The organism is Pontixanthobacter luteolus, assembly GCF_947494915.1.
Taxonomy (GTDB): Bacteria; Pseudomonadota; Alphaproteobacteria; order Sphingomonadales; family Sphingomonadaceae; genus Pontixanthobacter; species Pontixanthobacter luteolus.
Genome location: NZ_CANLWR010000001.1, coordinates 936,545 through 951,622, shown reverse-complemented (window position 1 = coordinate 951,622; position 15,078 = coordinate 936,545). Strand labels below are relative to the sequence as shown.

General features: G+C 57.8%; 14 protein-coding genes and 1 pseudogene. 8 read left to right on the top strand and 7 right to left on the bottom strand.

Features of this window, described 5'->3' with window-relative positions:
* Positions 1-19 precede the first annotated feature (19 nt).
* The gene (gene ppdK / locus PO778_RS04525; RefSeq protein WP_271438762.1) at positions 20-2,680 is read left to right on the top strand and encodes a pyruvate, phosphate dikinase; all 2,661 of its coding nucleotides are present in this window, start codon (positions 20-22) and stop codon (positions 2,678-2,680) included.
* On the opposite strand, the gene PO778_RS04520 is transcribed toward ppdK, so the two are convergent.
* Entirely contained in the window at positions 2,677-3,435 is a 759-nt protein-coding gene (locus PO778_RS04520) for a class I SAM-dependent methyltransferase (protein WP_271438761.1), read from the bottom strand. The two genes, ppdK and PO778_RS04520, sit on opposite strands and share 4 nt — an antisense overlap.
* A 53-nt stretch (positions 3,436-3,488) precedes the next feature.
* Here PO778_RS04520 and PO778_RS13650 point away from each other — a divergent pair.
* The 5 genes and pseudogenes from PO778_RS13650 to PO778_RS04500 form a co-directional block, all read left to right on the top strand.
* Positions 3,489-3,650 (top strand): annotated as a pseudogene (locus PO778_RS13650) (double zinc ribbon domain-containing protein); the annotation flags it as partial.
* A gap of 168 nt (positions 3,651-3,818) precedes the next feature.
* Positions 3,819-4,277 (top strand): ComF family protein, encoded by a 459-nt coding sequence (locus PO778_RS13645; RefSeq protein ID WP_333908185.1) that lies wholly within the window; start codon positions 3,819-3,821, stop codon positions 4,275-4,277.
* Between the two features lie 321 nt (positions 4,278-4,598).
* Positions 4,599-4,982: a phosphoribosyl-AMP cyclohydrolase gene (hisI, locus tag PO778_RS04510; RefSeq protein ID WP_271438759.1), complete on the top strand. Its 384-nt coding sequence runs from the start codon at positions 4,599-4,601 to the stop codon at positions 4,980-4,982.
* 32 nt (positions 4,983-5,014) lie between these two features.
* A complete protein-coding gene (locus PO778_RS04505; protein ID WP_160729879.1) occupies positions 5,015-5,482 on the top strand; it encodes a MerR family transcriptional regulator in 468 nt (155 codons plus the stop codon).
* Positions 5,483-5,529: 47 nt separating this feature from the next.
* Positions 5,530-7,335, top strand: a complete 1,806-nt coding sequence (locus PO778_RS04500) for an acyl-CoA dehydrogenase C-terminal domain-containing protein (protein ID WP_271438758.1) — start codon at positions 5,530-5,532, stop codon at positions 7,333-7,335.
* Positions 7,336-7,385: 50 nt separating this feature from the next.
* Here the strand turns inward: PO778_RS04500 and PO778_RS04495 are convergent, their stop codons facing one another.
* From PO778_RS04495 to tyrS, 5 genes are all read right to left on the bottom strand, one after another.
* Entirely contained in the window at positions 7,386-7,970 is a 585-nt protein-coding gene (locus tag PO778_RS04495; protein WP_271438757.1) for a hypothetical protein, read from the bottom strand.
* 78 nt (positions 7,971-8,048) lie between these two features.
* Entirely contained in the window at positions 8,049-8,966 is a 918-nt protein-coding gene (gene cysK / locus PO778_RS04490) for a cysteine synthase A (protein ID WP_271438756.1), read from the bottom strand.
* Positions 8,963-10,189, bottom strand: a complete 1,227-nt coding sequence (locus tag PO778_RS04485; RefSeq protein WP_438944387.1) for an MFS transporter — start codon at positions 10,187-10,189, stop codon at positions 8,963-8,965. The genes cysK and PO778_RS04485 overlap by 4 nt, the downstream gene beginning before the upstream one ends.
* Positions 10,190-10,338: 149 nt before the next feature.
* Positions 10,339-10,677: a PilZ domain-containing protein gene (locus PO778_RS04480; RefSeq protein ID WP_160729874.1), complete on the bottom strand. Its 339-nt coding sequence runs from the start codon at positions 10,675-10,677 to the stop codon at positions 10,339-10,341.
* Positions 10,678-10,788: 111 nt separating this feature from the next.
* On the bottom strand, positions 10,789-12,018 hold the full coding sequence (gene tyrS / locus PO778_RS04475; protein ID WP_271438754.1) for a tyrosine--tRNA ligase: 1,230 nt from the start codon (positions 12,016-12,018) through the stop codon (positions 10,789-10,791).
* A gap of 60 nt (positions 12,019-12,078) precedes the next feature.
* Here tyrS and PO778_RS04470 point away from each other — a divergent pair, with 60 nt between their 5' ends.
* Positions 12,079-12,621, top strand: coding sequence for a DOMON domain-containing protein (locus PO778_RS04470; RefSeq protein WP_271438753.1), 543 nt, complete (start codon positions 12,079-12,081; stop codon positions 12,619-12,621).
* Positions 12,621-13,823 carry an exo-beta-N-acetylmuramidase NamZ family protein gene (locus tag PO778_RS04465; protein WP_271439343.1) on the top strand — a complete coding sequence of 401 codons (1,203 nt, stop codon included), beginning with the start codon at positions 12,621-12,623 and terminating at the stop codon, positions 13,821-13,823. The genes PO778_RS04470 and PO778_RS04465 overlap by 1 nt, the downstream gene beginning before the upstream one ends.
* A 25-nt stretch (positions 13,824-13,848) precedes the next feature.
* On the opposite strand, the gene PO778_RS04460 is transcribed toward PO778_RS04465, so the two are convergent.
* Entirely contained in the window at positions 13,849-15,033 is a 1,185-nt protein-coding gene (locus tag PO778_RS04460) for a vWA domain-containing protein (protein ID WP_160729872.1), read from the bottom strand.
* Positions 15,034-15,078: the final 45 nt, after the last annotated feature.

The window sequence follows — 15,078 nt, the reverse complement described above, 5'->3', positions numbered from 1 at the left end:
CAAATTTGGAGTTTCTGACGTGAAGACGGTTTACACATTCGGCGGATCAGCGGACCATTCGGACCCGCGACAGAAGGACAAGACCGTTACCGGCGGGAAGGGCGCGAACCTTGCCGAAATGGCCCAGATCGGGCTGCCGGTGCCCCCGGGCTTCACCATCACGACCGAAGAGTGCGTCGATTATCTGGCAGGTGGGTCTGATTTCTCCGACGATTTGCGTGCCGCCGTCGCTGATGCGCTGAAGCATGTCGAACAGACAGTCGGCAAGACGCTGGGCGATAACGGCGATCCGTTGCTGGTTTCGGTCCGTTCCGGCGCACGTGTTTCCATGCCCGGAATGATGGACACGGTTCTGAACCTGGGCCTGAACGACAAGACCGTTGCCGGCCTCGCCGCAACATCGGGTGATGACCGGTTCGCGTGGGACAGCTATCGCCGCTTCATCCAGATGTATTCCGACGTCGTGCTCGGCGTGGATCACGGATTGTTCGAAGAAGCACTCGAAATCGCCAAGGAAGACAAGGGCTTCTACAACGATACCGAGATGGAAGCTGAAGACTGGCAAACGCTGGTCGCGGAATACAAGGGCATCGTCGAGCAGGAACTGGGCCACCCGTTCCCGCAGGATGTGAACCAGCAATTGTGGGGCGCAATCGCCGCCGTGTTCGACAGTTGGGACAGTGACCGGGCGAAAGTCTATCGCCGGCTTAACGACATTCCCGCCGAATGGGGCACCGCAGTCAATGTTCAGGCGATGGTGTTCGGCAATATGGGCGATACCAGCGCGACCGGCGTTGCCTTTACCCGCGACCCTGCGACCGGCGAGAAAGCCTATTACGGCGAATACCTGATCAACGCCCAGGGCGAGGATGTCGTCGCCGGCATCCGCACCCCGCAATATCTGACCAAGGCCGCCCGCGAGGCTGCCGGTGCCAAGCCTCTGAGCATGGAAGAGGCGATGCCTGCTGCCTACAGCGAACTGGCCGAAGTGTTCGACCTGCTCGAAAAACACTACCGCGACATGCAGGACATCGAATTCACCGTGCAGGACGGCAAGCTGTGGATGCTCCAGACCCGTTCGGGCAAGCGTACCGCCAAGGCGGCGCTGAAAATGGCGGTCGATATGGTCGGCGAAGGTCTGGTCGAGGAGAAGGAAGCGATCCTGCGGGTCGATCCGATGGCTCTCGACCAATTGCTCCACCCGACCCTCGATCCTGATGCGAAGCGCGACGTTCTGACCACTGGCTTGCCAGCCTCACCGGGTGCGGCCAGCGGCGTGATCGTATTGGATGCCGACAAGGCGGAACAGCTCGCCCATGGCGGCGAGAAAGTCATCCTTGTCCGTGTCGAAACCAGCCCGGAAGACATTCACGGTATGCACGCGGCCAAGGGTATCCTGACCGCACGCGGCGGCATGACGTCACACGCAGCGGTGGTTGCGCGAGGCATGGGCCGCCCATGCGTATCGGGGGCATCCGCCGTCTCGATCGACATGAAGGCGCGAACGCTCCGCATCGGAAATCGCGAATTGAAAGAAGGCGACACGCTCACCCTCGACGGCAGCAATGGTCAGGTCATGGCCGGTGAAGTTGCCACGATCGAGCCGGAGCTTGCCGGTGATTTTGGCATACTGATGGAATGGGCGGACAAATACCGCCGTATGCGCGTGCGCACTAATGCGGAAACGCCAAACGATTGCCGCATGGCGCGCCAGTTCGGGGCGGAAGGTATCGGCCTTTGCCGCACGGAGCATATGTTCTTCGAAGCAGGCCGTATCAGCGCAGTACGCGAGATGATCCTGGCTGATAGCGAGAGCGGCCGGCGTGATGCGCTAGCCAAGCTGCTGCCGGAACAGCGCTCCGACTTCCGTGAAATTTTCGAGGTTATGGTCGGCCTGCCGTGCACCATCCGCCTGCTCGATCCGCCGCTTCACGAGTTCCTGCCGCACGGCGACAGCGAATTTGAAGAGCTTGCAGAAAATGTCGGCTTGAGCGTGGACTATCTGAAACGGCGCGCGGGCGAATTGCATGAATTCAATCCGATGCTGGGCCATCGCGGCTGCCGCCTCGGCATTACCTATCCCGAGATTTACGAGATGCAGGCCCGCGCCATCTTCGAGGCCGCTTGCGGAGTCGCCAAGGCATCTGGCGAGGCACCCGTTCCGGAAGTCATGATCCCGCTGGTCGCCACCCGCCGCGAGCTGCAAATCCTGCGCGCACTGGTGGACCGTGTGGCCGCGGAAGTGTTCGCAGAGCAGGGCACTGAAATCGAATACATGGTCGGCACGATGATCGAATTGCCTCGGGCAGCGCTGATGGCCGGGGAAATTGCCGAAGAAGCGCGCTTCTTCTCCTTCGGTACCAATGATCTGACCCAGACCACGCTCGGGGTTTCACGCGACGATTCAGCCCGTTTCCTCGGGCCTTATGTGGACAAGGGTATTTTCGCCCGTGACCCGTTCGTCAGCCTCGATCTTGAAGGGGTGGGGCAGCTTGTTGAACTGGCGGCAGTACGCGGCCGTGCCACTCGCGGTGATATCAAGCTGGGAATTTGCGGCGAACATGGCGGCGATCCGGCCAGTATTGGCTTCTGCGACAAGGTCGGGCTCGACTATGTCAGCGCCTCTCCCTACCGCGTGCCGATTGCCCGGCTTGCTGCGGCGCAAGCTTCACTTCGCTAGGCTTTCCAGGCAGTTAGAGTCAGCATTTCAAACTTCTCTGTGACCTTGCCCTGATCGTCGGCAAGGTCACGGAAAGCCGTTTCAGCCCGTGCCATAGCCGCACGATCCAGCGGTGGTCCGGGGCGGCGGAGAACGCTGGCAAGGCCCTGGTCACGCAAGTCGGCAACCATTGTTCGCAGCGAGCTGTAACGAACTGTAATTACATGGCTATCGACCACCTGCCGCGTGAACCCGGCCCGCTGGAGCAAGGATGCTGCGGCCGAGTTATCGATCAGAGGATGAATGCGCGGTGCCGGGCGTTCGCCATCTGCCGCCAGCATTATTGATCGTAAGGATTGCAGGCTTCCCGCGCCGGGGAATGAGGCAATCAACATCCCACCGGCTCGCAATGCGGCCCTCGAATGAAGAAGCGCTCCCGGCAAATCGTTGATTGTCGCGAAACCGAAGAGATGCACCAGCAAGTCGAGCTCCTGATGTGGGAGCGGGCGCTCTTCGTCGATCATGCCGGTCGACATATCAATGACCTCGCCGTGTCCTTGAAGCGCACGCGACAGAGAGCCAGTCGGTTCCCCGATCACCAGCGAACGTTCAGGCGTTGTCCGGGTGAAGTCCAGCCGGTCTTCGATGTCGCTAATTGCATCTTCCAGAAGATACCGCGCGGCGGACAGGTTCGAGCTCTGACGCTGGCGTGCCCGAAGCAAGGCCTGACGCCGCCGTGCAGACGAGAATATCCGGGGAGGATTGGGTGAGTCCATTTTTATCCCGTGCCCAGCTTGCGACCGCCGTGCAAGCACGTCATCGTAGATCCATGGAATTTAACAAGTTTTTATCCGAGGCGTTGAAGCCCGCAGTGGACTTGCTCTTCCCGCCGAGGTGCCCTCTTTGCGGCTCGGCGATTGCAGAACAGCGCGGGCTGTGCGCAGAGTGCTGGGCGCAGTTGGACGTTCCCTCCGGCACCGCTTGTTCCACCTGCCAACGTCCGTTCGGGGACGGCACTCCACACGAAGGCGCCCAGTGCGCACCGTGCCTGAAATCGCCGCCAAAGCATGACGGTATCGCGGCAGGCACTATCTATAACGACGCGTCACGGAAGCTAGTTCTCAGCTTCAAACATGGCGGGAAAATAGCGCTCGCTGAAATGCTGTCCCGCCTGATAACCGCGCGTCTGCCCAGATTGGAAGGCGAGTGGCTGCTGGTGCCAGTTCCTCTGCACCGCGGGAGATTATGGGGCAGGGGATACAATCAGGCGGCACTGCTTGCGGCCCGGATCGCGAAATTAACCGAGCAGCCACTGGTCGTCGACGGACTTCTGCGAAATCGCAAGACGCCGAGCCTGGGCGGTTTGGGGCGTAAGGAACGTGAACGGGCATTGGCCGGGGTAATCGAGGTGAATCCGAGACGGCGACCCTCTATCGATGGCGCCAAGGTCGTGCTGGTGGATGATGTTCTGACCAGCGGTGCCACATCGGAAAGCTGCGTAAGGGCGCTCAAGAAAGCCGGAGCGAACCAGGTCATTATCGCATGTTTTGCACGCGTTCTGGATGGTGCAGGTGGGTCGGGCTCGTCAGGCCTGAAACGTGAAACGCCCGAGGTCTAGGACCCCGGGCGCCACGTGACGAATAACAGTGGACCCGCCTTTCAGCTAAGACAGCCTCCCCCTTGATGGCTGTCCGGGTCCGATCCCTCATCGTTCATGGGAGCGCCTGGCTTATTACCGGCTGCGTCCCAAACCCCCTGAACCTGGCACTGCGTACCGCGTTCTGGTTGACCCTCTCGGGCCTGAGCAGCGTTGTTCCATCCATCTGGCATTCATCAAAGCTGCATTTGCAAGTGTGGTAGATTTTGGGACTAATCTGTGGTTATCGTGCAACAAAGGAAATGGCTGCTGTGCTAGCCTGTAAATCATGGATATTTTTGAATGAACGCGAGCGATCATGACGCCAAAAGGCGCGAGTCCGGAACTGACTTCATGCCTAAGTTTGATGCCAATGGCCTGCTGTGTGCGGTGGTGATCGACCATGCGAGCAAGGACATCCTGATGGTGGCATTCATGGACTCGGAGGCGCTCGAAGCAACGATCGAAACCGGAGTGGCTCATTTCCATTCCCGTTCACGAGGGCGCCTTTGGAAGAAGGGCGAAAGCTCTGGGAACGTATTGCAAGTAAGGGAGATGCGGGTCGATTGTGATCAGGATGCGCTGATCCTGGTTTGTGATCCTGCTGGTCCAACATGCCATACCGGGGCCCGCTCGTGTTTCTACCGGGGGTTAAATCGAGAGACGGGTCAACTCGAAACCAGTTGACGTTTACGTAAAGGGCAGTTAGAAAACTGCCTATGGCAACAGCATCGGATCCAAAACCCACCGACAAAACCCGCGAAGCGCACGCCGGAGCGCATCTGGAGCGTCCCGACAAACTTGCGCGGGAACAATACAGCATTTCAGACCTCACCACCGAGTTTGACTGCACCGCACGAGCATTGCGTTTTTACGAGGATGAGGGCCTGATTGCTCCCAAGCGTATCGGCCTGACCCGCGTATATTCGAAGCGGGACCGCGCGCGGCTCGCCTGGATTATGCGGGCCAAGAATGTCGGGTTCAGCCTCGTCGAAATTCGCGAAATGATCGATCTCTACGATCTCGGCGACGGACGGGTGGAACAACGACGGGTCACGGTTGAAAAATGCCGCGACCACGTAGCCAAGCTGAAGCGCCAGCGCGCCGATATCGATTCCTCAATCAAGGAATTGAGCGAATTTATCAAACACATAGAGAATCTAGCCCTCGACAACGCTAGCAGCTGACCCCCAAGCTCAACAGTCAGCGTTGAAAATCCACAAAGGACACGAAGATGCCCACCTATACCGCACCCACACGTGACGCCCGTTTCATCATCAATGAAGTGCTCGACCTGGCCAGTTACAACAACCTTCCGGGTTTCGAGAGCGCAACGCCGGACATGATCGACACCGTCGTGAATGAAGCCGGCAAGTTCTGTTCCGAAGTCCTCGCGCCGCTCAACCAGGTTGGCGACAAGGAAGGTTGCACCCGCCATGATGACGGTAGCGTAACCACGCCAACCGGCTTCAAGGACGCTTTCGAGCAGTACCGCGAATCTGGCTGGGGCACGATTTCCCAGCCTGAGGAATTCGGCGGGCAGGGCATGCCGCACGTCCTTGGCATGCTGATCGAAGAGTTTGTTGGCACCGCCAATCAGGCATTCGCGATGTATCCGGGCCTCACCGGCGGCGCTGTTGCTGCCATCCTTGCCAAGGGTTCGGATGAGCAGAAGGAAAAATACCTTCACAAGATGATCGCCAACGAATGGCTCGGAACCATGAACCTTACGGAACCGCATTGCGGCACCGATCTGGGTATGATCCGCACGAAGGCAGTGCCGCAGGCAGACGGTTCTTTTGCCATCACCGGCACCAAGATTTTCATTTCGGCAGGCGAGCATGACCTCACCGAAAACATCATCCATCTGGTTCTGGCGAAAACTCCGGGTGCACCCGACAGTTCAAAAGGCATCTCGCTCTTCATCGTGCCCAAGTTCCTAGTGAATGACGATGGTTCGCTGGGTGATCGCAATTCATTGCAGTGCGGCTCGATCGAAGAGAAAATGGGCATCCACGGCAATTCGACCTGCGTCATGAATTACGATGGCGCCACAGGCTGGATGGTCGGCGAAGAGAACAAGGGCCTAGCGGCCATGTTCATCATGATGAACGCTGCCCGCCTCGGAGTGGGCATTCAAGGCTATGCGCAGGCAGAGGTCGCTTACCAGAACGCCGTCGCTTATGCGCTTGACCGCCGTCAGGGCCGGGCATTGACCGGACCTGCTGAACCGGAAGCACAGGCCGATCCGATCTTCGTGCACGCCGATGTCCGCCGCATGCTGATGGATGCGAAAGCCTACACCGAAGGAATGCGGGCTCTGGCTCTGTGGGGCGCGCTTCAGGTCGACCTGACGCACAAGGGCGCGACCGACGAAGACAAGCAGAAAGCTGACCAGATCATCAGTCTGCTGACCCCTGTAATCAAGGGTTACGGCACCGACAAAGGCTTCGACGTTGCAGTGAACATGCAACAGGTCTTCGGCGGACACGGCTATATTCAGGAATGGGGCATGGAACAGTATGTCCGCGATAGCCGCATCGCCATGATCTACGAAGGCACCAACGGTGTTCAGGCCATGGACCTTTGCGGACGCAAGCTCGCACAGAATGGCGGCGCTGCAATCCAGACCTTCTTCGCAACCGTCGATGCAGAAATCGCCGAAGCCAAAAAGGTCGAGGCAATCGCACCTTTTGCCGAGAAGCTGGAAAAGGCCCTTGGCGAGCAGAAGGCGGCAACAATGTGGTTCATGCAGAATGCCATGCAGAACCCCGATCATCTTGGCGCGGGCGCGCATCACTACATGCACATCATGGGCATCGTTTCGCTTGGCCTGATGTGGCTGCGCATGGCAACCGTTGCTCAGGCCAAACTGGATGGCGGGGCTGAAGACAAGGCATTCTACGAAGCCAAGCTTGCGACCGCCCGTTATTACGGCGACCGCTTCCTCCCGGATGCCGGCGCACTCCGCCGCAAGCTGGAAGCTGGCGCCGACACAATGATGGCGCTTGGCGAAGAAGCTTTCCAGACAGCTGCATAAAGCCAGGTCCAGAGATCAAAGGGGCCTTGGCAAATGCCAGGGCCCCTTTTCTATTTCACAGGACGTTCCGAAATATATGTCAGGTAATTGATCCTGTCCGCTGGCGAGACAAGCATTTGGATTTGGGTAAAACGTCCGGCGTAAAGCTTGCAGCCGACCTGATCGACCTGCGGACCGATCGGCCCGACTGAAACAATCAGGGGCGCTTTGACCTGATAGGTGACGATACGGTCAATATCCGGCTTCCATTTGGGCAAGACCGCCAGATACTCGCGCACTTCGCCCACGCTATCCAGATAGTCATAGGTCCCAAAACCGCCCGGCTGCGTGTTTTTCTGGCCATTCGACATCGCCATTTGGAATCGGGCACCCGGCATCAGCACTGAGACTTCCGGATGAAACCAGTCGGGCCACGGTGACTGCCCGGTCAGCAGCGAGCGGTAGCCGATCTCGGCCTGTGCTTCAGTCTGATAGCGCCAGGCATTGTCGGTCAGCCATGCCACCGCCGGAGCTGAAGTCAGCTTATCTGCTTCGCAGATTTCAACGTCCGCAGCCAAAACCGGTGCTCCCGCCAAAGCGACACCTGCCAGCGCGGCAGATACAATCAGTTTCTGTCCCAGTCGTATGTAGTCCACTTGCCAATCCCCCTCTTATCGATTGGAGGGAGTTATCGCAGGCGCGTTGTTCCTGCGATTGGACGAAATGGACTCAGCTTATTCAGGAAGAAAGTCGGGTACCGACAGGTATCGCTCACCGGTGTCATAGTTGAAGCCAAGTACTCGCGTGCCCGGTTCCAGATCGGGCAGCTTTTTGGCAATTGCAGCCAAAGTTGCACCGCTGGAAATACCCACGAGAAGCCCTTCGACAGCGGCGCACTTCCGAGCCATTTCCTTGGCATCATCGGCATTTACGGCGATTGCACCGTCGATGGCCTGCGTGTGGAGATTGCCAGGGATAAACCCTGCACCAATGCCCTGAATGGGGTGCGGGCCGGGCTGGCCGCCCCCAATCACGGGCGACAGTTCAGGTTCAACGGCATAGGCTTTCATTCCGGACCAGTGGCGCTTCAATTCCTCGGCACATCCGGTCAAGTGACCGCCGGTGCCAACCCCGGTGATCATCACGTCAATTGGTTCATCGGCAAAATCTGACAGGATTTCCTGAGAGGTCGTGCGAACGTGCACCTCGAAATTGGCCGGATTGTCGAACTGGGATGGCATCCACGCACCATCGGTTTTCTCAACCAATTCGGTCGCGCGCTCAATCGCGCCCTTCATACCCTTCGTCTTGTCGGTCAGGTCGAACGTACCGCCATAAGCGAGCATCAAGCGCCGCCTTTCGACACTCATGCTTTCCGGCATCACCAGGACCAGCTTGTAACCCTTTACCGCTGCAACCATTGCCAGGCCGATGCCGGTGTTGCCGCTGGTCGGTTCAATGATCGTTCCGCCCTCTTGCAAATCGCCGCTTGCTTCTGCGGCCTCGACCATTGCCAGTGCGATACGATCCTTGATCGAACCACCGGGGTTGGAGCGTTCCGACTTCACCCAGACCTCGTGATCCGGGAACAGCCGAGACAGGCGGATATGCGGTGTTGCACCAATGGTTGCGAGGACGGAATCGGCTTTCATCTGGTCTCTCCCTTTTGTGGGTTGTCTGCGGCTTTATCTAGTAACTCTTCTGGCGGATCAAAGGTCCTTGTGGTGCGCAAAACCGGGAATACCCGGCTCCACAAGGCGACCGTTATGATCGCGCCCGCACCGCCAGAGACTACGGCCAGAACCGGGCCGATCAAATAGGCGAGGGTGCCTGAGAAAAAGTCGCCAAATTCGTTGGATGCCGAAATGGTCAGGAGCGAAACCGCGGATACACGGCCGCGCTTGTCATCTGGCGTATGAAGCTGGATCAGTGACTGCCGGATATAGACCGAGAACATATCGGCCGCACCGACCACGAACAGCATCGCCAGCGACAATAGCATGCAGGTGGAAACGCCAAAAATGATCGTCGCCAAACCGAAAATCGCGACAGCCAACAACATCTTCGGTCCGACATTGGTCTTCAACGGCTTGAAAGAAAAATATAGCGCGGTCAGCGCAGCGCCCACTGCGGGCGCGGCCGCGAGTTGGCTTAAACCGGTCGCACCAACTTGCAGAATGTCCCGGGCATACACCGGGAACAGAGCGGTCGCACCGGCAAGGAACACCGCAAACAAATCCAGCGTGATCGCACCAAGGACCATCTTGTTTTTCAGGACATAGTGCAAGCCGTCGACGATCTGTCCGATCGGACGCTGCGCCCCGGCAATCGGGCTGCGCGGGACATGGCCGATGAAACTGAGTGCGGTCACCGAAACGCCAAACAAGCATAATGCTGCAACGTAAGGCATCGCTGGGTCGATTACATACAGGTATCCGCCAATGGCTGGCCCCACGATCATGCCGACCTGCCAAGCGATCGACGACAGCGCGATCGCGTTTGGCAGGATCGCCTTCGGAACAAGGTTGGGGGCAAGGGCAGATAGCGCTGGCCCTGCAAAGGCCCTGGCGATCCCCAACAAGACCGCGACCGCGAACAGGCTCGATAGGCTGATCGTGTCCTGCCAGGTTAGGTAGGCCAATATCCCTGCGCAGGTCATTTGCACCAAGACAGTGAGGCGCGCCACGTTGCGCCGGTTTAACCGGTCAGCGGCGAGACCCGCGAAAGGCGTGAGGAGAAACAGCGGAACGAACTGAAGCAGACCGATCATGGCAAGCTGGCCGGACGCTGCTGCAACACCAAGCCCGTCGTCTCTGGCGATATTGTAGGTTTGCCACCCGACAATCAGCAGCATCGAATACTGCGCCAAAGTCATCGCCAGACGCGATAGCCAGTATGCGCGGAAATTCGCGATGCGGAAGGGGTGTGTCTGGTCGCTCACAAGCAGCGCCATGGCAGGCGGCGCAGAGCTTGTGAAGTCAGTGCTGCTTTATCGTGAGGAAGCGGGCTTTACGATGCCCCGGCTTAGCGCGAACGGCGAAGCCTGGGGTTTGGCTGCAGAGTGTCGATCATGGTCATGAAATCATCCATGCGGATGATACGCTCAAATTGAAAACCGGCTCTCTCGTCCCGGGTCCAGATGACGTATGCCTCGATACGGCCAACCACCGGCAGGCGGATGATCACGCGATCACCGCGCGAAAGCTCTCCGGCATCATCAATCATGAAGCCATGAGCGGAGATATTGCAGATGTGCAGCTTCACATCGCCGCGCAACTGGTGCTCGGCAATGACCGGGAAGTCGACCGGATGCCGCGCAGCGCGCCGCAAATCTGTTACTGAAAGTTGTGCTCCAACACTCATTTTTCAGGGGCCTTCCTGCCTTGATTGCCGAAGAACCCTAATGAACAAGAAAGCCTGATAATTTGTAAAAATTTTTGTCCCGTTTCGGGACGCTAGCTGCGCATTTACGCATTAACGCGTAATAATTCCGTGCTTTTTCTTACCCAGGCTCAGTTTCATTTCCTTACCGTCGGCAACTTCCACCAAATGACCCGGGTCGCCGATGACAACATCATCAAGCTTGACCGCGCCTTCGGCAATCTTGCGCTTGGCTTCCTTGTTCGACGCGGTGAAACCGATCTCCGTCAGCAAGGCCCCAATCCGCTTGCCCTCTGCACCAACAGAGATGCTCGGCAGGTCCTGGCCCGAGCCTCCGCCAGCGAAGGTTTCGCTTGCGGTCTTCTCAGCCGAACGCGCAGCATCTTCACCGCGAACCAGTTTCGTTACTTCGTTGGCGAGGACTACCTTGGCCTGATTAATCTCGCTGCCTTCGAGCTGCTCAAGCCGGGCGATCTCATCCAGCGGCAAGTCGGTAAACAGCTTCAAAAACCGCCCCACGTCCCGATCATCACAATTGCGCCAGTACTGCCAAAAATCATACGCCGGGAGCTGAGCTTCGTTGAGCCACACCGCACCTGCAGCGGTTTTACCCATCTTTGCACCGTCAGCGGTCGTCAGCAGCGGTGTGGTGAGCCCGAACAGTTCGATACCATCCATCCGCCGGCCAAGTTCGACCCCATTGATGATGTTGCCCCATTGGTCGCTGCCACCCATCTGAAGCCGCGCACCAAGTTCCTGGGACAGGTGCCGGAAATCATACCCCTGCAGGATCATGTAGTTGAATTCGAGAAACGTCATCGGCTGTTCGCGTTCGAGGCGCAGACGCACCGAATCAAAGGTCAACATGCGATTGACGGTGAAGTGGGTGCCGACCTTTTGCAGCATTTCGATATAACCGAGCTTGCCCAGCCAATCCTGATTGTTGACCATGATGGCATCGGTCGGTCCGTCGCCGAAGGTCAGCAATTGTTCGAACACTGTCCGGATCGAGGCGATATTCTCATCGATCACTTCATCGGTCAGCATTTTGCGGCTCTCGTCGCGGCCCGTTGGGTCGCCGATACGAGTGGTGCCGCCGCCCATCAGAACGATGGGTTTGTGTCCTGTTTGCTGCAGGCGCCGTAGCATCATGATCTGGACCAGGCTGCCGATATGCAAGCTGGGGGCCGTTGCATCAAAACCAATATATCCCGGTACGACCTGACTGCTGGCAAGCTTGTCCAGCCCCTCAGCATCGGTCATTTGGTGGATATAGCCGCGTTCATCGAGCAGCTTCAGCAATTCGGATTTATGTTCGCTCATAGGGTGCGCGCTGTAGCAACGAAAATTGCGCTTCGTAAGTGGGTTGCCGCAGCTTTTTGAGTGCGCGATAGGACTGCCATGCAACAATTGAGACTACACCCAGAATGCGCCGCAGGACCAATCGCATCGGTCGAGGCAGTGATTGAGGCGACAGAGCGGGGCTGTAAGGCACGTTTCCGCCTGAACGGTGACATCACTCGGATCAAGATCCCGGTGCATGCGGGCAGTGAACGGACAGACTTCCTGTGGAAGACGACCTGTTTCGAAATTTTCTGGCAACCGCATGGCGGTGCCTATTACCGCGAGTTCAATCTTTCGCCGTCGAGCCGCTGGGCCTGTTATGATTTCGACGACTTTCGCCTCAACAGCCGCGACGCACCGGTTGATGCGATCGCGATTTCCTGCAGCCATGATCAAACCAGTCTTTGGCTGGAAACCGAAATTGCTTCAAAACTGCCACTGCCCGCCAAGGTCGCACTGAATGCGATCGTCGAAGATCAGGACGGCAATATCCAGTTTTGGGCGCTCGACTTTTCTGGCGGTAAGGCTGAATTTCACAGTGAAGTCTGCCGCGTCATTGAATTGAACGGAGCGAACCAATGATGAAGTTCGGTGTTGAAGTCCTGCTGAAGGACGAGGCGCTTCTTGAGCGGCTTTCGGGCCGCCGCGTCTCGCTTGTGGCCCATCCTGCCAGCGTGACCGACCGGATGGTTCATTCGCTCGATGCACTGGTTGATGCAGGGGTGAATGTGACCTCTGCCTTTGGCCCACAGCATGGGCTCAAGGGCGATAAGCAGGACAACATGGTCGAGACTGATCATGAGATCGATCCCGTCCACAATATCCCCGTTTACAGTCTTTATGGGGAGGTGCGCCGGCCCACGGCGGACATGATGGCCAGTGCCGACGTCTTCCTGTTCGACCTTCAGGATCTCGGCTGCCGCATCTACACGTTTGTCACCACCTTGCTTTACCTGCTCGAGGAAGCGGAACGACACGGAAAGGAAGTATGGGTTCTCGACCGGCCCAATCCGGCAGGCAGACCTGTCGAAGGATCACTGCTGATCCCGGGGCATGAGAGCTTTGTTGGAGCCGCGCCGATGCCAATGCGGCATGGGCTGACCATGGGTGAAATGGGGCACTGGTTTATCGAGCACTTCTCGCTGGATGTGGCTTACCATGTAGTCGAAATGCAAGGTTGGTCGCCCGATGGTGCGGGGTTTGGCTGGCCTGACGATCGCGTCTGGGTCAACCCGAGCCCCAACGCTGCCAACGTCAACATGGCACGGGCCTATGCTGGCACCGTGATGCTGGAAGGAGCGACCCTGAGCGAAGGGCGCGGAACGACACGTCCGCTCGAAGTCCTGTTCGGTGCCCCAGATGTCGACGCCGCGAAAGTTCATGCCGAAATGCGCAGGATAGCGCCGGAATGGCTAAGCGGGGCTCTTTTGCGCGAATGCTGGTTCGAGCCAACATTTCACAAGCACGTCGGCGAACTTTGCAGTGCATTGATGATCCATGCAGAAGGTCCGTATTACAGCCATGACCAGTTCCGACCTTGGCGGCTTCAGGCGCTCGCATTCAAAGCTATCAGGAGCCTTTATCCGGACTACGCCATGTGGCGGGGCAAGGACTTCAAATACGAGTATACCGATGATGTGCTGGCAATCGATGTAATCAATGGAGGGCCGCTGCTGCGTGAATGGGTCGACGACCGGGCAGCAACCCCGCATGATCTTGATCAGATTGCGGCAAATGACGAAGCAAACTGGATCGCCGCAGTTAAGGGCCATCTGCTCTACTGAGCAGGGCGCTAACCGGAATGCTGCCTTAAGAGCCTTGCTTGCGGCTCAGGTCGCGCATTGCATCATCGAGACCATCGAGGCTCAGCGGGTACATCCGGTCATTGACCAATTGCTTCAGCATCTTGGTGCTTTGCGAGTAATTCCACTGCTTTTCCGGAACCGGATTGAGCCACACGGTGGCAGGATAGGTATTGGTTACACGCTGCATCCAGACCGCACCGGCCTCCTCGTTCATATGTTCGACGCTGCCGCCCGGATGGGTGATTTCATACGGGCTCATCGCGGCATCGCCGACGAAGATGACTTTATAATCGTGACCGAATTTGTGGAGGATATCCCAGGTCTTGGTGCGCTCCTGCCAGCGCCGCCGGTTATCCTTCCAGACGCCTTCGTAAAGGCAATTGTGGAAGTAGAAAAATTCGAGGTTCTTGAATTCGCTATTGGCCGCACTGAACAACTCTTCGCACAGCTTGATGAATGGATCCATCGACCCGCCCACGTCCAGAAATAACAGCAATTTCACGGCATTATGGCGCTCTGGCCGCATACGAATATCAAGCCAGCCCTGTTTCGCTGTACCGTCAATCGTAGCATCAAGATCGAGTTCGTCGGCAGCACCTTCGCGGGCGAACCGCCGCAGCCGGCGCAGCGCCATCTTGATATTACGGGTGCCAAGTTCCTTGGTGTTGTCGAGGTTCTTGTACTCTCGCTTTTCCCAGACCTTAATCGCGCGCTTGTGTTTGCTTTCACCGCCGATGCGGACACCCTCTGGATTGTATCCGCCATGGCCGAACGGTGAAGTACCGCCGGTGCCGATCCACTTGTTACCGCCTTCGTGGCGTTTTTCCTGTTCCTCGAGACGTTTCTTCAGCGTGTCCATGATCTCGTCCCAGTCACCGAGGGATTCGATCTTCGCCATTTCTTCCGGAGTGAGGAATTTTTCCGCAACCGCTTTCAGCCAGTCTTCCGGGATATCTACGGGGTTCTGCCCGTAATCCGTCAGCAAGCCTTTAAAGACCTTGTTGAAAACCTGGTCGAACCGGTCAAGCAGCCCTTCATCCTTCACGAAGGTTGCGCGGCTCAGATAATAGAACGCTTCGGGCGTCTGCTCGATCACATCGCGATCAAGTGCCTCCAGCAAGGTGAGGTGTTCTTTGAAGGAAGCGCCGATACCGGCTTCGCGAAGCTCGTCTACGAAATTGAAAAACATGAGTTGGTTCTAGCGAGCAGTTTGCCCGGGCACCAGAGCCCATGT